19 protein-coding genes are annotated in these 18,962 nt (G+C 50.3%); 11 read left to right on the top strand and 8 right to left on the bottom strand.

Going from position 1 to position 18,962, the window contains the following annotated elements; translation table 11 throughout:
- Nucleotides 1-22 precede the first annotated feature (22 nt).
- From dapD to QBD29_RS00465, 4 genes are read left to right on the top strand one after another with little or no spacing between them, the layout of a single operon-like run.
- The gene (gene dapD / locus QBD29_RS00480) at nucleotides 23-850 is read left to right on the top strand and encodes a 2,3,4,5-tetrahydropyridine-2,6-dicarboxylate N-succinyltransferase (protein ID WP_280099383.1); all 828 of its coding nucleotides are present in this window, start codon (nucleotides 23-25) and stop codon (nucleotides 848-850) included.
- Nucleotides 851-857: 7 nt separating this feature from the next.
- Nucleotides 858-1,184 (top strand): hypothetical protein, encoded by a 327-nt coding sequence (locus QBD29_RS00475; protein WP_280099382.1) that lies wholly within the window; start codon nucleotides 858-860, stop codon nucleotides 1,182-1,184.
- A gap of 8 nt (nucleotides 1,185-1,192) precedes the next feature.
- The gene (locus QBD29_RS00470) at nucleotides 1,193-1,855 is read left to right on the top strand and encodes an HAD hydrolase-like protein (protein ID WP_280099381.1); all 663 of its coding nucleotides are present in this window, start codon (nucleotides 1,193-1,195) and stop codon (nucleotides 1,853-1,855) included.
- Nucleotides 1,845-3,014: an NAD(P)/FAD-dependent oxidoreductase gene (locus tag QBD29_RS00465; protein WP_280099380.1), complete on the top strand. Its 1,170-nt coding sequence runs from the start codon at nucleotides 1,845-1,847 to the stop codon at nucleotides 3,012-3,014. The genes QBD29_RS00470 and QBD29_RS00465 overlap by 11 nt, the downstream gene beginning before the upstream one ends.
- Nucleotides 3,015-3,096: 82 nt before the next feature.
- Here QBD29_RS00465 and QBD29_RS00460 read toward each other — a convergent pair whose 3' ends face one another.
- The 3 genes from QBD29_RS00460 to QBD29_RS00450 all read right to left on the bottom strand — a co-directional run bounded on the left by QBD29_RS00460 (nucleotide 3,097) and on the right by QBD29_RS00450 (nucleotide 5,444).
- A complete protein-coding gene (locus QBD29_RS00460) occupies nucleotides 3,097-4,203 on the bottom strand; it encodes a site-specific DNA-methyltransferase (protein WP_280099379.1) in 1,107 nt (368 codons plus the stop codon).
- Nucleotides 4,204-4,285: 82 nt separating this feature from the next.
- Nucleotides 4,286-4,918 carry a ribonuclease HII gene (locus QBD29_RS00455; RefSeq protein WP_280100998.1) on the bottom strand — a complete coding sequence of 211 codons (633 nt, stop codon included), beginning with the start codon at nucleotides 4,916-4,918 and terminating at the stop codon, nucleotides 4,286-4,288.
- A gap of 121 nt (nucleotides 4,919-5,039) precedes the next feature.
- Nucleotides 5,040-5,444 (bottom strand): hypothetical protein, encoded by a 405-nt coding sequence (locus QBD29_RS00450; RefSeq protein WP_280099378.1) that lies wholly within the window; start codon nucleotides 5,442-5,444, stop codon nucleotides 5,040-5,042.
- A 165-nt stretch (nucleotides 5,445-5,609) separates the two neighbouring features.
- Between QBD29_RS00450 and QBD29_RS00445 the strand changes: the two genes are divergently transcribed.
- From QBD29_RS00445 to QBD29_RS00435, 3 genes are all read left to right on the top strand, one after another.
- On the top strand, nucleotides 5,610-5,915 hold the full coding sequence (locus tag QBD29_RS00445) for a hypothetical protein (RefSeq protein WP_280099377.1): 306 nt from the start codon (nucleotides 5,610-5,612) through the stop codon (nucleotides 5,913-5,915).
- Nucleotides 5,887-6,603 carry a hypothetical protein gene (locus QBD29_RS00440; RefSeq protein ID WP_280099376.1) on the top strand — a complete coding sequence of 239 codons (717 nt, stop codon included), beginning with the start codon at nucleotides 5,887-5,889 and terminating at the stop codon, nucleotides 6,601-6,603. Before QBD29_RS00445 ends, QBD29_RS00440 begins: the two co-directional genes overlap by 29 nt.
- A gap of 312 nt (nucleotides 6,604-6,915) precedes the next feature.
- Nucleotides 6,916-7,614, top strand: a complete 699-nt coding sequence (locus tag QBD29_RS00435; RefSeq protein WP_280099375.1) for a hypothetical protein — start codon at nucleotides 6,916-6,918, stop codon at nucleotides 7,612-7,614.
- A 588-nt stretch (nucleotides 7,615-8,202) separates the two neighbouring features.
- Here QBD29_RS00435 and QBD29_RS00430 read toward each other — a convergent pair.
- Complete coding sequence (locus QBD29_RS00430; RefSeq protein ID WP_280098720.1) at nucleotides 8,203-8,436, bottom strand: hypothetical protein; 234 nt, start codon at nucleotides 8,434-8,436, stop codon at nucleotides 8,203-8,205.
- Nucleotides 8,437-8,575: 139 nt separating this feature from the next.
- Here QBD29_RS00430 and QBD29_RS00425 point away from each other — a divergent pair.
- A protein-coding gene (locus QBD29_RS00425) for an IS3 family transposase (protein ID WP_280098781.1) occupies nucleotides 8,576-9,927 on the top strand; the annotation gives its coding sequence in 2 pieces (ribosomal slippage) (nucleotides 8,576-8,912 and nucleotides 8,912-9,927; 1,353 coding nt in all).
- Nucleotides 9,928-10,344: 417 nt separating this feature from the next.
- Here QBD29_RS00425 and QBD29_RS00420 read toward each other — a convergent pair.
- The 4 genes from QBD29_RS00420 to QBD29_RS00405 form a co-directional block, all read right to left on the bottom strand.
- The gene (locus QBD29_RS00420) at nucleotides 10,345-10,578 is read right to left on the bottom strand and encodes a hypothetical protein (protein WP_280098720.1); all 234 of its coding nucleotides are present in this window, start codon (nucleotides 10,576-10,578) and stop codon (nucleotides 10,345-10,347) included.
- A gap of 1,135 nt (nucleotides 10,579-11,713) precedes the next feature.
- Nucleotides 11,714-13,216 carry an IS66 family transposase gene (locus tag QBD29_RS00415; RefSeq protein WP_280098719.1) on the bottom strand — a complete coding sequence of 501 codons (1,503 nt, stop codon included), beginning with the start codon at nucleotides 13,214-13,216 and terminating at the stop codon, nucleotides 11,714-11,716.
- Between the two features lie 67 nt (nucleotides 13,217-13,283).
- The gene (gene tnpB / locus QBD29_RS00410) at nucleotides 13,284-13,631 is read right to left on the bottom strand and encodes an IS66 family insertion sequence element accessory protein TnpB (RefSeq protein WP_280098718.1); all 348 of its coding nucleotides are present in this window, start codon (nucleotides 13,629-13,631) and stop codon (nucleotides 13,284-13,286) included.
- Complete coding sequence (locus tag QBD29_RS00405) at nucleotides 13,628-14,005, bottom strand: transposase (RefSeq protein WP_280098717.1); 378 nt, start codon at nucleotides 14,003-14,005, stop codon at nucleotides 13,628-13,630. The genes tnpB and QBD29_RS00405 overlap by 4 nt, the downstream gene beginning before the upstream one ends.
- Before the next feature lie 1,317 nt (nucleotides 14,006-15,322).
- Here QBD29_RS00405 and QBD29_RS00400 point away from each other — a divergent pair.
- Genes QBD29_RS00400 through QBD29_RS00390 form a run of 3 tightly spaced genes read left to right on the top strand, consistent with a single transcriptional unit; the run spans nucleotide 15,323 to nucleotide 18,902 of the window.
- Nucleotides 15,323-16,786 carry a TolC family protein gene (locus tag QBD29_RS00400; protein WP_280099374.1) on the top strand — a complete coding sequence of 488 codons (1,464 nt, stop codon included), beginning with the start codon at nucleotides 15,323-15,325 and terminating at the stop codon, nucleotides 16,784-16,786.
- A 13-nt stretch (nucleotides 16,787-16,799) separates the two neighbouring features.
- Nucleotides 16,800-18,161: a copper oxidase gene (locus QBD29_RS00395; protein ID WP_280099373.1), complete on the top strand. Its 1,362-nt coding sequence runs from the start codon at nucleotides 16,800-16,802 to the stop codon at nucleotides 18,159-18,161.
- A gap of 30 nt (nucleotides 18,162-18,191) precedes the next feature.
- Nucleotides 18,192-18,902: a copper-binding protein gene (locus QBD29_RS00390; RefSeq protein WP_280099372.1), complete on the top strand. Its 711-nt coding sequence runs from the start codon at nucleotides 18,192-18,194 to the stop codon at nucleotides 18,900-18,902.
- Nucleotides 18,903-18,962 lie beyond the last annotated feature (60 nt).

Raw genomic sequence — 18,962 nt, 5'->3', positions numbered from 1 at the left:
TACTTGAAACGGGGATTCTGTAATGTCGAACGCTCAGCTTGAAACCGCAATTGAAGCCGCATGGGAGGCACGTGACACGATCACGCCGTCCACAACAGGCGAAACACGCGAAGCTATTGAGGACACACTTAACGCATTGGACAGTGGTTCTTTGCGTGTGGCCGAACCGCGTGACTCCGGTGAATGGCATGTTAATCAATGGGCGAAAAAGGCAGTTCTTTTGGGGTTCCGCATCAAAGACATGGAACATCATGACGGCGGCCCACAGGCTGGTGGCTGGTGGGATAAGGTCGATTCCAAGTTCAAAGGCTGGGGAGACGACCAATGGAAATCCGCAGGGTTCCGCGCGGTTCCAAACTGCGTTGTACGCAAATCAGCTTACATCGCACCGGGCGTGGTTTTGATGCCATCCTTTGTAAACCTTGGCGCGCACGTTGATGAAGGCACGATGGTTGACACATGGGCTACCGTTGGATCTTGCGCACAGATTGGCAAAAACGTTCACCTGTCAGGCGGCGTTGGAATCGGCGGCGTATTAGAACCCATGCAAGCTGGCCCAACCATTATTGAAGACAACTGTTTCATCGGCGCCCGTTCCGAAGTGGTTGAAGGCTGCATCGTGCGTGAAGGGTCTGTTTTGGGCATGGGTGTGTTCATCGGCCAATCTACCAAAATCGTAGACCGCGAAACAGGCGAAGTGATGTACGGCGAAGTGCCATCAGGCTCCGTTGTTGTGGCAGGTTCTATGCCATCGAAAAACGGCGTGAACCTCTATTGCGCTGTGATTGTGAAACGGGTTGATGCACAAACACGCTCCAAAACGTCGATCAACGAACTGCTGCGCGACTGATCCGCTCATGGCCAAACAAGGCTCAAAGCAAAAAGTCTATACACTGCTGGTTGAAGTGGGCCGCAGTGATGGGGATGGTTTGCCTAAAAATGCCACTGGCGCAGCGCTTATGTGTTTTGCCAGCGGCATTGATGAGGCCGAGGCCGTACGCGAAACCGTGGCGATCCTCAAACAGGCAGATATGGCCCCGCTTGATGTCTCGGGCTATGGCACATTGGAAGAGCGCCGCGCCGAAGGGCATGACATTTCGGATGATGAAGCAGGCCTAATGCAACGCGCTTTAGACGAAAACTCGGTTATCGTGGCGCAAGTCACCCCATTCTTTGAGGATTAACTTGCCCAATGCTGACAGCTTTCTTTGATCTTGATGGCACGTTAATCGACCCCCAAGAAGGGTTGACCAAAGCCATCCAAGTTGCGCTGGAAAAGATGGGCGAAACGGATATCCCGTCTTCAAATGAACTGCGCTGGTGTATTGGCCCACCCCTGTGGAACAGCTTCGAAGTGTTGCTTGGTCCTGGGGCTGATATCAGCGAAGCAATGGATCATTACCGCGAGTATTTCACAGACGATGGGATGTATCAGGCCGACGTTTATGACGGCATCGGCGAGATGTTCGATGCCTTTCACCAGATCGACGCGCAGATGTTCATCGCCACAAGTAAACCAACAGTTTACGCGCAAGAAATCATCGAACACTTTGGCATTCACGCCCATGTGGAACGCCTGTTCGGGTCTGAACTGGACGGCACCAATTCGGACAAAACCGATCTGCTGAAATTTGCGTTGGATGAAACAGGGGCGGACCCTGCGAAATCTGTGATGATTGGCGATCGGCAATTCGATATCTTTGGCGCACGCAACAACGACATCCCAAGCGTAGGGGCGCTTTGGGGTTTTGGTGACCCTGACGAGCTGCATATGGCAGAGGCAGACGCGTTGGCAGGTGCTCCAGAAGAGGTGCCAGAGGTTGTGTTCGATCTGCTCGGTCTCGATGTCGGCTGATCTGATCTGCGATGTTCTGATCGTTGGCGGCGGTCCTGCGGGCCTGTCTGTCGCGTCCCATCTTGGCCGCCACCATCGTTGCATTGTCGTTCACCAAGACCTTGAAATTGGCAAACCGGTGCGCACCAGCGGTGGCACATGGGTGCGCGACATGCAGGCGCTGGGCATCCCATCAGAGTTGTATCAAACCATCGACCAGCTCGATTTCTTTTCCGATCAAGAAGAAGCGCGGTTTGCCGTTCAAGACGACAAAATGGCGGTGATGGATGTAACTGGGGTGTACCAACACCTTGCCTCTGAAATGTCATCGCAAAACAGTCAACTTATGCTCGGAACGAAATTTCTGCGCAGTGAACAAGGTGCAGATGGTCAGTATGTCTCGGTTGTGCGCAGTCGTGATGGGGCTGAAACAACGATCCATTCTCAGATGATTGTTGATGCATCGGGTTGGCATTGCGCAGTTCTTACTGCACTGGGGCTGGGGCAAAAGCCAGATCGCGTGGGCGTAGGGATCGAATATGAATTCCCGATCCGCAACCACGCGCCAAACCGTGCGGTTTTGTTTGTCGGTTCAACCGCGCTCACCGGCTATGGCTGGATTTTCCCAACCCCTGATCAAAAGTTGCGTTTGGGCATTGGCGTGATTAACCCCGATACAGACCTGTCGCCGCGCAAAGTCATGGACGCTTTTGTGCGCGAAGGGCACGCTGACCGCTATAACATTGAAATTCCAGAAGATTACGAGGTGAACAGTGGAATCATCCCGTCTATCCCTTACGATCCAACCCTTGTGTATGGCAATGTGGTGCGCACGGGCGATGCCGCGAATTTTGCGACGCCAACCGTGGGCGAAGGCATCCGTATCGCCATCGAATTTGGCCGCAAACTAGGTGCAGAGATCACCGCGCATTTGGACGGTGATGCACAGGCCCTGCGCCGCTATGAAAAAGACGCGGAACGCAGGTTTAAGCGGGATTATAAATTCGGCTTTCAGATGAACAAACGCATCGCAGGGTACACGCCCGCGCGGTGGGACAAATCCGTAAAACGCCTGTCCCGATTGTCCGAGTTGGAGATGACAGCGCTGGTGCGTTCAAATTTCCATTTTCGCACGATTGTGCGGACGGTTTGGTTGAGCCTTTTGGCGAAGCTCAAATAAAAAAGGCCCCGCCACAAGGGCGGGGCTAGTCAGGCTTCGAGTTCGGGGGCGGCCCCGAACATCGGCGGTAATTCGATTATTCTCAGTTGGTCATTTCAGCGCGAATTTGTTCGCGCAGCAGATCAATCGGGATGGTTTTGCCTTCTTTGCGAAAGCCCCAATATGTCCACCCGTTGCACGATGGCGCGCCTTCCAGCGCGGCACCGACTTGGTGAATTGATCCTGTTACATCTGTACCTACCAACGTGCCGTCAGCTCGCACTTTGGCGGTATGACGTCCATTCAGGGCATAGAGCTTTTCACCTGGTTCCAGCATCCCTCGTTCGACCAATTGACCAAACGGGACGCGCGGTGCCGCGCGTTTTGATGTGGATACTTGCAATGATGCGCTGTCATGGGCGCGAATGTCTGCGATGCGTTTTGTGGCCACCTTGCGATAGGCTTCTTCCCGTTCGATACCGATGAAATTGCGCCCCAATTTCTTGGCAACTGCCCCTGTTGTTCCTGTTCCAAAGAACGGATCAACAATCACATCACCCACATTCGTTGAACCAATCAAAACACGGTGCAAAAGGCTCTCGGGTTTTTGCGTTGGATGGGCTTTGTTGCCGTCTTCGTCTTTCAGGCGCTCGTGCCCGTTGCAAATCGGCAGAACCCAATCGGATCGCATTTGAACGCCATCATTCAAGGCTTTCAATGCTTCGTAGTTGAACGTTGGGCGGGATTTTTCGGATTTCCCTGCCCATATCATCGTTTCATGCGCATTCGTCAAACGGGCGCCGCGAAAGTTTGGCATCGGGTTGGTTTTGCGCCAGATCACATCGTTCAAAACCCAGAACCCAGCGTCCTGCAGGGCCGTGCCAACACGGAAAATATTGTGATAAGACCCAATGACCCAAATCGCGCCGTTTGGTTTGAGAATGCGCCGTGCGGCACGCAGCCATTCACGGGAAAATTCGTCGTAAACCCGAAAGCTGTCGAATTGATCCCAATGGTCGTCAACCGCGTCCACTTTGGAATTGTCAGGGCGATGCAAATCGCCTTTCAGCTGCAAATTATAGGGAGGGTCGGCGAACACCAAATCTACAGAATTCGCTGGAAGAGCATCCATTGCTTCGATGCAATCACCAGACAAAATCTGGTTAAGCGGCAGAGTCACCCCGCCGGTTGGTTTCTTGGTATTCGTCATTACTGCCTCGTCTTCGCGCAATTTTTTGCGTCGTTGGACTAAGCATCAACCATGCGGACTCCGAGGTCAAATTTATTAACTGTCAAGAATTGGGCGTTTTTGGGGCACACAAGATGTTGTGGATCGGCTTGAAGGAGCGTCGATGATGTTGTGTTACACCGTGGTTTTTTAGCCCCTCTTGATGCACCTTTGTGCCGTAACCCGCGTTGGTTTCCCAGCCATAGTGGGGAAACTGTTGCGCAAGGGACACCATCAATCGATCCCGCGTGACCTTGGCCACAATAGAGGCCGCAGCAATGGACAAACACCGCGCGTCCCCTTTCACCAAACAGTCCGCAGGCATAGGCAAATCTGCAGGAATTTTATTGCCGTCAATCAATGCAAAATTCGCGGGTGTCGCCAACTCGGCCAGCGCCAATTTCATCGCCAACATCGAAGCGTTCAGGATGTTGATACGGTCAATCTCTTCGACACTCACATGGGCAATACCCACATCCGCGCTGGCAAGGATTGGCTCGAACAGCGCATCACGCTTTTTCGCGGACAAGGCTTTGGAATCGGCCAACCCATCTGGAATGTTGTTGGGGTCGAGCACAACGGCACAGGCAGTAACAGGCCCAGCCCATGGCCCGCGGCCCACCTCATCCACGCCCGCAATGCGTGCCGTACTCCCAAGAGACTGGCGTAAATTTTGTTCAATTTCTGGATCAATCATGCCCGCTTCGTGCCGATTGTAACGAGTGATTGCAAGCACATCCGACATGGCGGCGGACAGTCCAAACCAAAAAAGGCGACACTGCCAAAGTGCCGCCTCTGCTCGATTTTTTCTAAAGGTTTTAGTAGCCGTGCTTGCGCAGACATTTTTTGGAATAAAACTTCACCCAACCATGATCTGTCCAACGTTGGCGCAGACATTTGCGTGGTTTGCCACCGACATGTTTATGTCCGCCACGGGCATCAATATGCTTGCCTTTGTGGTGGCCGCGGCTGTGTTTGTGGCGATGAACCACACTGCCATGGCGGTGGTATTCGTTGTGTACGCGGTGCTTGGGGGCCGCATGCACAACCCGTTTCTGATCCTTCTTTTTGGTCTCGTTGACGATTGCGCCCACGATACCAACGGCAGCCAAGCCGATCAGCAAACGGTCAATGTTGTCTTTGGCCATTGCAGTTGGTGCAGTCACAGGTGCAGCAGCAATTGAAAGGGCAAGAAGACCAGTTAATGTATATTTACGAAGCATTGTGCGTTCCTTTGTTGTAGCGCGCCGCCAGTGTGGGGCGTTCGATGAAACAAAATTGCCGCAAGAGGTGGTGTTAAACAAAAACCAGCGCGTGTTATGGGATATCATTGTCTCATTCGACGATTGATATTGAATAACGCGGCCTGATTGCGCACCTTCGGTTTCATGAAACAGATACTTCTCATATGTGTGCTTGCACTCTGCGTGGTGCGCCCCGATCCTTTGGTGGCGCAATCCCATTGCTATGTGGATTACAAAGCGAAAAAATCAGACGGTGGCGCGCTGCAACTCCATTATGGGGTGATAAAGCTGGGCCAGAACGCCTGTTCCAACGCAACGCGCCGCACCAAAGCGGTAAGCAAACGCATTTCTGCAGGGGGCTGGACCTTGCTGCGGGTCATGTCCACTTTCGATGAAAGCGGCCTACAACAAAGGCGGGGCAATGCCGGACGATATTTCCTCAGATACTAAACCAAACGCGCCGTCAGGGATTGGGTCTAGCAACCTAGTGGTTTGGGGCTCTGTCCTCATTCTGCTGTTGATCCTTGTCTCCGCGGTGGTGTTGTTCCTGTCTTTGCCAGATGCAAACGCGTTTAACGATCGAGTGGAGCGTATTTTTGCAGAAAATGATGCGTTGACCACAACGGAACAGGTCAAACTGCTCGAGGTGATGGCACAATCTGGAACAGCGTTTGCAGGTGTCTTGCAAAGCTATCGAATGATCATCTTTATCTTATTGGTTTTGGCATCGGCGTTGTTGCTGTCCGCGCTTTATTTCTTGTTCACCAACTATGGGCTGTCACGGCGGCTCGATCATATTCAACAGTTTGGCATACACGTTACCAGCTTAATCATAAGCCGCGATGAGCGGGTGGTATACATCAACAACATGGAATTTGAGCTGACCGACAGCATCATGGAAACCCTATCCGTCTTGTGCGAAGCACGGCTTGATAACGAGGTGATGACGGGCGCAGAGTTGGAAGCCACAATTTCAGGAAAACGCGCCGTTGATTGTGAAGAGGCAGCAGGGGCCACACGCATCAAACGCCTGCGCGATCAGCTGGGCAACCAGATCGTGAGCCAACTGTTGGTGAAAAACATTTCACGCAAAGGCTACATGCTGTCCATTGATCGCGATGTTATTCGGATGTTGTGATCTGGAAAGGTGTGGGTATCAGTTTTTGTTGTATGCGGCGTTGGTCGCAATGCTAATCAAATCGGTCTTAAGAATCTTCAGTTACGAAGCCATTATGTCAGCGTAGTACTCAGTTGTATCCAGCACTGCGTTTAGCTGTTTCGGCTTACCAACCGTTAAAAAAAATCTTTCGGTTCAAATGTGGGGGCTTGTCGGTGTTAGGGCGGTAGCGCGGTCAGATACTTCAGGCGTAACCCATGGCGAACTTAAGTGCAGTCTGTTATGCAGTGAGTGCTGTCTAACAGTGAACCGCAGTCGAAATACAGGTGCGCAATGTTAATAATGCCATTCTTTTTTGCCATCATCCTGTTCGTCATGGTGGTTGCTTTTCTGGCTGTTTCAGCTTCGTTGGCGACAGCGACTATTGCCGCTCAAGCCGTCTCAAACACCCAAGCGTCAAAATACATCAAATACGTGGTTATTGTAGGTGGCTTTCTAAGCTTTGTCGCTTCGTGGTGGTTTATCGGCCCCGTAACAGACCGTGGGTTCGAAGCAACCCTGACCTACTCTTTAAAACTTGCCGTATGTGCTGCATTTTCCGCCGCAGCTTTAGCTGGAGCCGCCATATCGTTGCGAACGCTGGCTTATCTTTCAAACCACTCCGCAGGTGCTGCTTTCAGGAATCCCTACTCTTTCTTGGCTGCCGCTCTTGCTGGGCTTCTTATCGGAAACGGTTCTGCTTCTGTAGGGCTTGGTTATTTGAACAACGGTAACGGAACGCCTGCACCAATTTCGCTCGCTTTTGGGGCAAGTGGAACACATTGCGTCAATGCATCCCGAATGCGTTTTCACAAAGGGCCAAGTAAAAGCCATGAGGCCCTAATTTCCCTGGATAGAGGGGATCGACTGCGTCTTAGTTCGAATCCAACTACTGGATGGAATAGGTTTGTGATTGAAATTGAAGGCGAAAAAACAGTCGTTTACGGCCTTGGAGGCGACAATTTGATCCCCATAAAACTATGCCGCAATTAAGGCTACAATACCGTCCCAACTGACCCTAAATTTCAGAAAACCAGACCTTAGTATGAGCGAGACTTGTGCTGTCTGTCGCGTAGGTTTGGACGGCTTGACGCAAGTTATTTGGGTCAACCTCGTCCGTCACGGCCTGTTTGATCTGGGCGAGTCAGGCCATTTCTGCGTAGACGGATAAGTTTCTTAAATCTTTCGCTCCTTTTACCGCCTCATTCTGGCGCATTGAAAGGCCTGGTGACCCCGGCAGGATTCGAACCTGCAACCTGCCCCTTAGGAGTACATTAATTACGAATTTAATCATTATATAACAATGTTTTAAATTCAGGAAATGTATATCGTAAATACTCTGTAAATACACTAAGCAATTGATAACATGTGTTATTATATCCATTAACATCAAAACACTTAATCTTAACGCCTCAACTAGACATAAATGAGTATGTCGGGGAAAGACGTAATTGATAAAATGCTAGCCTACACTCCCACTCCTTTTCGAACTTGTAAGAATAATCTTATAACTGACGGCCTTTAAAGTAAGCGTTCGGTAAACCTGCTTAGGGATGGTTCGCTTTAGGATGATTCGTCTGATTATTGATCATCAAATTTATTTTGGATCCGCTCAATTCTAAACGCGGAAAACTCTGCAGGCAGGATGATTGCGCCCTCAATCGACAGGCTTGGAAGAATTAGGTGCGTTTCGATGATAGACAGTTTGGCTTGAGCCTCTTGCGCAGTGCTTTTAAATTCAATCAAATCAACCCATGATCCTGTCAGGCTGTGTAACCCCTCTAGAACAAACCGTTTTTTGTATGTGTTACTCATGGTTCAGCCTAATAGTAATGTGCGCTTGGGTGGTCGCCCAAATGGAACTCTTGTTGTCTGACGTCAGGGCCTTTGGGACAGATTTGAGGAATTGAACAACGGAGGATTTCTGGTTCATCGTAACCTTCATGGAGTGAAGATGAACAAGAAATCCGGAAGCAGCAAAGCGTCTGCAGATAAATTGGTAAAGAACATCCGCCGCAAGACACGTCAAACCTATTCGGCGGAGGAGAAGATCCGCATTGTGCTGGCAGGGATGCGTGGAGAAGAAAGCATCTCAGCGTTGTGCCGTCGGGAGGGCATCGCGGAGAGCCTGTATTACAGCTGGTCGAAAGAATTCCTTGAAGCAGGCAAACGCCGTCTATCTGGCGATACGGCGCGTCAGGCCACATCCCCTGAAGTGAAAGAACTACGCTCAGAAGCTATGGCCTTGAAGGAATGCGTGGCCGATCTGACGCTTGAGAACCGGCTTCTCAAAAAAAGCATGACAGGGGCTGGGGAGTTCGAGGAATGAGATACCCTGCGTCTGAGAAGCTGGAGGTCATCCGCACCGTCGAGGGATCACATCTGCCAACCAAGCAGACCCTCGACATGCTGGGCATTCCACGCACCACATTCTATCGCTGGTATGATTTATATCTCGAAGGCGGGTTTGACCGGCTGGCTGACAAATCGCCATGCCCTAAATCCGTTTGGAACCGCATCCCCGATGATCGTCGTGACGACCTGATCGCGTTTGCGCTGGAACACGAGGCGCTGAGCACGCGCGAGCTGGCAGTCAAATACACCGATGAAAAGCGGTATTTTGTCTCAGAATCATCAGCTTATCGCATTCTCAAGGAAGCCGACCTGATCACAGCACCAGACTACGTGGTGATCAAAGCAGCCAACGAGTTCACGGATAAAACCACCGCCATCAATCAGATGTGGCAGACAGACTTCACCTACTTCAAAATCATTGGTTGGGGGTGGTATTATCTGTCTACGATCTTGGATGATTACAGCCGCTACATCATCTCATGGAAACTGTGTACAACCATGCGGGCCAGTGATGTGACCGAGACGATTGAGCGCGCTCTGACAGCATCAGGCTGTGACCAAGCGGTTGTTCGGCACAAACCACGCCTGCTCAGCGATAACGGATCGTGTTACATATCTGGCGACCTGGCCGAATGGCTGGAAGGGCAAAATATGGATCATGTCCGTGGTGCTCCGTTCCATCCACAGACCCAAGGCAAAATCGAACGATGGCATCAAACGATGAAGAACCGAGTGCTGTTAGAAAACTACTATCTGCCCGGCGATCTCGAGCGCCAGATCGAGGCCTTCGTCGACTATTACAATAACCGACGATACCACGAGAGCCTGAACAACGTCACACCCGCCGATGTCTACTTCGGCCGCGACAAAGCCATTCTGAGAGAAAGGAAGAGGATCAAGAAACAGACAATCAAACAACGTCGCTTGCAACATCAGAAACAAGCAGCATAATCAATCACACTAACGAGCCAGAGCCTCCAATGCTCAAGCCGCTCTGATGTCCCACTTTATATGACAACGGACACTGATTTGCAAAAGATGATATATGATTTCGATCATATGATAGAAAACCCTATAGATATCCTTTCGATTTCCACCTTCCGGTCGATACCACTTTGCGAAGGTGATTTCTTATTCCGTCAGCATGACCCAACTGTGGGACTTTATCGCGTTAAGAGTGGCTGCGTCACGCTGCGCAGGTCTACCGCATCCGGCAATACTTTGACACTCTATCGGGCGTCGCCCGCTGATCTATTTGCTGAAGCTTCAGTTTTCTATGATCGATACCATTGCGATGCAATTTGCACTGTAGCGTAAGCGTTCGGTAAACCTGCTTAGGGATGGTTCGCTTTAGGATGATTCGTCTGATTATTGATCATCAAATTTATTTTGGATCCGCTCAATTCTAAACGCGGAAAACTCTGCAGGCAGGATGATTGCGCCCTCAATCGACAGGCTTGGAAGAATTAGGTGCGTTTCGATGATAGACAGTTTGGCTTGAGCCTCTTGCGCAGTGCTTTTAAATTCAATCAAATCAACCCATGATCCTGTCAGGCTGTGTAACCCCTCTAGAACAAACCGTTTTTTGTATGTGTTACTCATGGTTCAGCCTAATAGTAATGTGCGCTTGGGTGGTCGCCCAAATGGAACTCTTGTTAAATCCGTCCGATTGGTGTTGCCGCGGCAATTTAGACGAGATGCGGCAACACCGAGGGCAGTCAGGTTACAGCAATCGACAAAAGCGCAAAGACGCCATGCGCGATCAAAGCACCAAGAATGGCGCTTATTGCAAGGGCATACAGGATTTGTAGTTGGTCAGACATTTTATCAAAATACTCATCAAACTTGTTACAAAGCCTGTCTGACAAGAAAATGAGACCAAAAACGGGCGCTTGGGTGTTTTTTTAGGGGTGATAATGGGTAGCCGATTGTAAAAGGTTGGTGACCCATTCTCAAGATGGCATTTTTGGTGGTATGGTCAACTCGCTCGCTGTCGTCCAAAGCCACCCTAATCCAAGCGACATTACTCTCTTTCAATTTTAGATTGTTTGACAAAATTTGGCTTTTGAACGATGCCTAGTGCTTTCAAATATATGTTGGGGGCAACATGAAACGTACTATCATTATATCAACACTAGCTTTGCTTATGACAACGCCAAGTTTTGCAACAACTATCATAGCAAGCTGCTATCGGGGTCCGTCACATGAAGTAATATGGGACCATGCAAATCCCGTTTTTATTGAAACACTTGTTTTGGCAGGCCTGGAAAGACAATCGGCCGAAGTCATTGCTACGCATCTGTGCCGTGACCCCAAACTGGTCGGAAATCCTGATGGAATGCGGCGGGTGTTGAGTGGGCTAATGAACAGTTAAAGGTGCTTCCAGCACAATACTGTGGCATTTACACTTGAAAAGTACGTTCTGGTTCCTAAATGTGCATTAGTTCATATTAGCGAGTACTCAAATGTCATATCCAGTTTTAATGTTGTCTCAAAGTGCGTTGATCAATCATGGACTTGGGCCATCAGATGCAAAAGCATGTAACAACATGGTACGATTTGAAAGCCGAAGGAAAAAGACGCCGGTGATCAAGAATATTGGGTTGCGCTTTACGTTGGTCGAACAACGTTTAGCAAGCATGTACCTGATTCCTTCCACTGATATTTGGCCAAACCAAAATGAGCGTGTAAAACGTAAGCACTTGGAGAACCTGTTCCAGTAGGCGAACCCCTAGCTTCACCCCTTGTAGTTCCAAGGTAGCAGCTCATCAATTCTGTTGATCTTGTGGTTGGCGATGCGGGTTAGGACGTCTGTGAGCCACTCTTGGGGATCAACGTTGTTGAGCTTGGCGGTTTCCATGAGGGTATAGATGATGGCAGCTGACTGGCCCCCGCGTTCAGATCCCATGAACATGTAGTTTTTGCGGCCTATGGCAATGCCACGCATGGATCGTTCTGCTGTATTGTTGTCCAGCTCCAGAAAGCCATGATCCAAATAGTCACGCAGCCTCTTCATGCGGGTCAGTGCGTATCTGATTGCATTGGCCAATGGCGTTTTGCCCGATAGTTTGGGTAACTCGCCTTGCAGCCAGCTTTCCAGATCATCAAGAATAGGTTTTGCTTTTTGTTGTCGCAGTGCGACGCGCTGGCCTGGCGGTGAGCCGCGTGCTTCCTTCTCTACGGCATAGAGCTGGGCGATGCGCTGTATGGCCTCTTCAGCCACATGCGAGCCTTGGGACTTGAACACGTCTACAAACTTGCGTCTGATATGGGCCATGCAGGCCACTTCCTTGATCTGGCCAGAACGGTAAAGCTCTTCAAATCCTGCGTAGCCATCGGCATGCATCCAGCCTTGGTAACCTTTGAGATGTTCGCTTGGTCGGATACCTCTGCGGTCTAGCGTGAACTCATACCAAGCAGCTGGTGGGGTATCACTGGCCCAAGGGCGTTCGTCCCTGTCATAGGCCCAGAGGCGGGCTGTCTTTGTCTTGCCAATGCCTGGCGCCAGCATCTTCACGGGCGTATCATCGGCAAAGATGGCTTGGCCTGACAGAACGTGACGTTTGATGGCCATCGCCAGTGGTTCCAGCAACGCTGCGGATTTACCCACCCATCCCGCCAGTGTCGAACGATCAATGTCCAAGCCCTCACGGGCAAAGATTTGTGCCTGACGGTAGAGCGGCAAGTGATCCATGTATTTGCTGATCAACACATGGGCTAAGAACCCTGGGCCGGGAATGCCCTTCTCAATCGGGCGTGACGGCAGTGGTGCTTGGCTGATTGCCTCGCAACACTTACAGGCCACGCGGGGGCGGATGATCTGGTTCACGACAAAGCGTCCCGGGACGTATTCCAGCTCTTCTGTTGTATCGCGGGCCAACTCGCGCAGTGCACCTCCACACTCGGCGCAGTCATCACCGACAGAAAGAACCCGTTCCACGCGTGGCAGATGATCAGGCAGTGGTTTACGCTTGGGTTTGATCTTTGCATGCGCAGCAGGTTGCTCAGGCGGCGCATTGGGCGCGATCACAGCTTGAGCAACTTCTTCATCCTCAAGTCGCAATTGTAGCTGATCGATGCCCTCGGCCTTCGATCCAAAGCGGTGACTGTTCTGCCCTGCAACCTGATGGCGCAGCTTCTCAATAAGCAAGTCACGGTTCTTCAACTCGGCTAATAATCCAACGGTGAACTCGCGCAACTCTGTGGGTTCGGAGGGGATTATATCGGGTGCATCGGGCATGCGTTCCTATACTTGATGTGGTCAGCGTCGTGAATCCCTGAACGTACAAAAACCAACAAATATGCACCTATCCAACTTGCAATGGCCGCCACGTCTTCTGGGGCATGCGCCAGTCGATGCCTTCCAACAGCATTGATAATTGTGCGGGCGTTACACTGATCTTGCCGTCTTTTGCAGCAGGCCAAACAAAGCGGCCTTTCTCCAGCCGCTTGCTGAATAGACATGCGCCCTGTTGATCCCACCAAATGATCTTCAAAAGGTCACCCCGACGGCCACGGAACACAAACAGATGGCCCGAGTACGGGTCTTGTTCTAGGACGCTTGCCGCTTGCGATGCCAGTGTATAGAAGCCGCGCCGCATGTCCGTTACGCCAGCCGCAAGCCAAACCCGTGTATTACTAGGAACGGGGATCAAACGGCCAATCCTTCGACCAAACCCACAACCGCGCTCAGCGCTGTTGGCCCCTCAATCAAAACCCGTCGTCCATCCGACAACGTTAGATCAACGCGCGTCGCACAAAGAGCTGAAGCCGAAGGGGTAGTGACCATCCTATCTATCGGCTGAGCGCTCAGTTCAACTTCGACAGGCAGAAAAGCGTCTTCGGGGGGAGAGGTTATGTCCTCCGTGGGCGTTGCAAAGCGGGGATCCTTCATCCAGTTGTGAATCAAGTTTGCGTTCACTGCATAACGTCGTGCAACTTGCGCGACAGAAAAGCCCTCCGTTGCCGCTTGGCGGCAAATCTCTCGCTTCTCGTCATCCGACCAAAAGCGCTTCTTTCCTCGGCTCATAAAATGCCCCTAAGTGTCCATTCTCAATAGTGGACACTTAACTCATTCCCTCACTCTCCGTCAGAGCGGGTTCGCCAAACGCTTACACTGTAGCTGGAGAGGTTCAACTTATTTCTAAGAAAGAAATTTTGGATCATTTATCGAAGGACAAAGACTTTGCGGTATCATTCGCAGCCTTGCTTGCCAAGCAAGTGCAAAGCTATCGTCTCTTATTGGAAATCATAGCTATCAAATCTGCCGAAGAGCGCGTTCTGACAGCAGTGTCAGCTGGATATCTTGAGGGCACAGTGATGGAGTTTGCCACACGCATCCAACTGACCCATGAAACATGTTACCGTGCATTGCGCTCTTTGTGTGTCAAAGGTCATCTCGTCCAATCAAGCCGAGGTCAATATCAACTCTCGGGGCAGTATAGTCCGATCTAGATTTGAATTGTGAAAAGCTCCTTAGTACCGCCAGTTTTTACTCTGTATATTTCATATGAAGTATAAGCCGTTGTTAAAAATAGAAAAAATATCGTGATCAACCTTAGGTGTATTCATGTCTGATACCGTTTTACAACTTGACTAAATGCCAATTGTATCCGTAGTAACGTGTATGAGCTTGACTAGGACCCTTTTCAGATTCGCAAGAATGGTGAGTGTACTCGCCGTTGTGTTTGCTGTTGTCTCCCTTCCTCCGACGTCAGCACATGCTGGAATGGCGCACGATCATTCCTCCTCAGATCACGGTGTTCACGCAATTGATAGCGACCCTGAATCTGGGCAAAATCACCATTTATTGGACGTCACGCCTGGTGATGAGCTAACTGCTGAAACCGCAAGTGACCATGGCGATTCGGGGCAATGTTGCTCAAGTATCTGTGTTTCATCTGCAATGCTTGAAACTTCGACGTCAAGCGATGAGTCTATACGTGAAAGCCATGTTGAGAAGTTGGTCTTTAAATTAGCATCAGCGAACATTCCAGGCTTCTTGCGCCCACCAAATCTGTAATTCGATGAACTAACGCCACCCAAAGGCGTTTTATTGCTTCGCGTTTCGACGTGATGTGACCTTCAACGAATTATTCAGGTTACCAAAAATGAAAATCTCATATCTGACGGGGATAATCCCCGTGATCCTTGGCGCGTGTTCTACAACACCCACTAAGCTTCCAGATGTCTCGTCCTTAACGTATGTGACGCAGCCAATCTCTGTTCCAAAACTGCAAACACACCATCATCCAGTGATACGTGATTTTGAACGTCGCGAACCTACGGAACCCAAACCGTGGCGAAAGTTGAATGATGAACAAACGACAGAGAATGGAGCGCACGGATGAAACATCATCGAAAACTCCTTATCCTAACGCTACCAATTTTTCTTGCTGCATGCGAAGCCAGCGTTTCTGAAAAATACAAAAGTCGCACGGCAGGCTTTGCTGCGGTGGCACAGAATTCCAAATCAATTACGGGAAAGAAAACCGTTTGGGTTCAGTCGCAAGAACAGGCGCATATGTTGAACAAACAGGTTCACAAAATGGTGCATCGGAAAACCATTTCAGCTGATACTGCCGTGCAAGTTGCTTTGCTTAACAATAAGGGTTTGCAAGCAGCCTATGCGGATATTGGAATTTCAGCCAGTGATGTTTGGCAGGAATCGCTTTTAGAAAACCCAGTTGTTTCAATCGGCGTGCTGGGCATAAACGCCCCCGAATTGGGCGCATATCGCGCAATCGAAGGTATGATTGCGGGTAATCTGTTAGACGCGCATACGAGAAAACAGCGAATAGCGTTGGCGGACACCAATTTTCAAGCTGCACAAATGAACGCGGTTAACGCTACCCTAAGTCTAGCGGCTGAAACTCGAACCGCATGGATCAATGCAGTCTCGGCATTTGAAACAGTTTCATATCTGCGCAAAGCTGCGGTTGCTTCTGATGCGTCATCGGAACTTGCGGCAAAGCTTGGTGGCACGGGGGCTTTAGGCAAAGCTGGTCAAGCGAGAGAGCACGCCTTCAATGCAGAACTGGCTGCACAAACAGCGCGTGCCAGATTGGATGCGAGGGTCGCAAAAGAGAATTTAACCCGGTTGATGGGATTGTGGGGAGTGGAAGTAGACTACTTCGTTCCAAACAGACTACCGTCGTTGCCCAGATCAATACCGCGAAGCCGTTCCATCGAAAAGGTTGCATTGCAAAATCGCGTAGACCTAAAGATCGCCAAATTAGGTCTGGAAGCAACAGCAAAAGCCTACGGACTAACAGAAACCACACGCCTTGTTACGGATTTGGAACTGATTGCCGGTTTCGAAAAAGAGCGAGAGCTTGATGGTGGAGCTGTCGTTTCCGATACTACGCCGCAGCTAGAATTAGAGTTTGCGATCCCAATTTTTGACACTGGGAAAGCAAGGATGCGCAAAGCGGAACTGTCATATATGCGGTCTGCAAATATGTTGGCAGAGAAAGCCGTCAATGTCCGTTCTGAAGCACGGGTCGCAGAAACGACATATCATTCTCAGTATGAGCTTGCACGGCACTATCGCGATACGGTTGTCCCTCTTCGCACCGTTGTCGAACAGGAAGCTTTGCTCAGTTACAACGGTATGATCACCAACACCTACGAACTCCTGAGCGACATTCGGGACAAGTTGGGAAGCCAACTCATGGCGTCTAACGCAAAACGAGATTTTTGGCTGGCTAAAGCAAATCTCAAATCAGCAATCTACGGCGGAATGGGCGGATCAGCGGGCGCTGCAGGTGGTGATGCCACCATTGCGGCCGCTGGTGGTGCCGGTCACTAGGAAAGGAAAAGACATGTTAAATCGAAGACAACTATTAGGTGCAGGCGCAACAGCTGGAGCATCCTTAGTGGCATCCCAAACATGGGGGGCGACACAAAACATGGGTCTGCCAGAGGCGGCGATGATGGACTCGGCTGAAACCAAAACCACAGCCCGCCCATCGTCTGGTCCTGACTATACGCCGGTTGTAACACTTAACGGCTGGACGCTCCCGCATCGGATGAACAACGGCGTTAAAGAATTTCACCTTGTTGCCGAACCTGTAGAAAGGGAACTTGCCGACGGCATGATTGCATACCTGTGGGGCTACAACGGCCAGTCCACCGGGCCAACAATTGAAGCCGTTGAAGGAGATCGGGTTCGAATTTTCGTCACAAATAAGTTGCCAGAACATACCTCGGTTCACTGGCATGGTTTGATCCTACCCTCGGGAATGGACGGTGTTGGTGGTCTTAGCCATCCTGGAATTCCCCCAGGAAAGACATTTGTCTATGAATTCGATCTCACCAAGAGCGGTACGTTTATGTACCATCCGCATGCCGATGAAATGGTGCAAATGGCTATGGGAATGATGGGCATGTTTGTTGTCCATCCCAAAGACCCAACCTTCATGCCGGTAGATCGCGACTTTCTGATAATGTTGAACGCGTTCGATATTGATCCTGGAACATACGTGCCGCGTATCATGACGATGACGGACTTCAATCTGTGGACTTGGAACAGCCGCATTTTCCCAGATATTGATCCGTTGGTCGTGAATGAAAACGACCGGGTTCGGGTGCGTGTTGGCAATTTGACGATGACAAATCACCCGATCCACATGCACGGGTATGACTTTGAAGTCACATGCACTGATGGTGGTTGGGTGCCCGAACACGCACGCTGGCCAGAAGTGTCTATCGACATCCCTGTCGGTGCAATGCGGGCCTATGAATTTGATGCGGTGCATCTCGGGGATTGGGCCATCCATTGTCACAAGTCACATCACACCATGAACGCGATGGGGCACGATGTGCCAACATTCATTGGCGCGGACAAACGCGCTCTGACAAAGAAGATCCGAACGTTGCAGCCAGAATACATGCCGATGGGCACTGCTGGCATGGCGGATATGGGGACAATGGAAATGCCGTTGCCAGACAACACTATCCCCATGATGACGGGATGGGGGCCACATGGTCCAATTGAAATGGGCGGTATGTTCTCGGTCGTGAAAGTGCGCAAAGGCATCGACAGCGACGATTACTCCGATCCTGGCTGGTACGAAAACCCACCCGGAACTGAAGCGTATGAATGGACAGGTCAGCTGCCCAAACATGCCTCGGCAGATTCAGCCAAAACTCAAATCACACCAAAATCAACCTCCAAGGGCTGAGCCCTTCAACATCCTAAAAGGAAACACAAAATGAAAACCACTTTTCTTTCAGTTGCAACCATGGTTGCCTTAGCAACTCAAGCTTTTGCTGGCGGTGAAAACAACCACAGCCATGATGAAGATCATGCAGATGTAAAGAAGGCCGTTGGCAGCCCCGGATCTGCTGGCAGTGAAACGCGGACAATCGATGTGATTATGCGCGAAACAGATGACGGCGATATGATTTTTGAACCTGGCAGCCTTGATATCAAAACAGGTGAAATCGTCCTGTTTAACATCAAGAACATGGGTGAGTTGGAACACGAATTTGTTCTCGACACCTTTGAAGAAAACCAAAAGCACAAAAAGGTAATGGCAGAATTCCCGGATATGGAGCACGACGATCCGAACTCGGTTCGACTAGAAGCCGGTGAAACTGATCAAATCGTTTGGAATTTTTCTAACGGTGGAACATTTGAGTTCGCTTGCTTGATCCCAGGCCACTACGAGTCAGGAATGCATGGCGATTTATTGGTGGCTGACAAATTGCCTACTTACACGAAAGGCTTAATCAAACGGGTAACTAAAAGTGGTAAGATCACTGTCAAACACGAAGAGCTTGTCGATTTGGGGATGCCCGCGATGACAATGGTTTTCCGCGCTGCAGATGACAAAATGCTAGAGGCGCTTAGCGAAGGTCAAGAGATTGAATTCCTCGCTGACCGCGTCAAAGGCAAGCTAACCATCACAAAATTCAAGTAACTCTACAATTCACTTCGGGGCCGCTTTTTCTGCGGCCCCGTCGTCTTTCATCCAAAAGAA

This window comes from Amylibacter sp. IMCC11727 (assembly GCF_029854195.1).
GTDB lineage: Bacteria > Pseudomonadota > Alphaproteobacteria > Rhodobacterales > Rhodobacteraceae > Amylibacter.
This window is presented reverse-complemented; position numbering and strand designations above follow the sequence as displayed.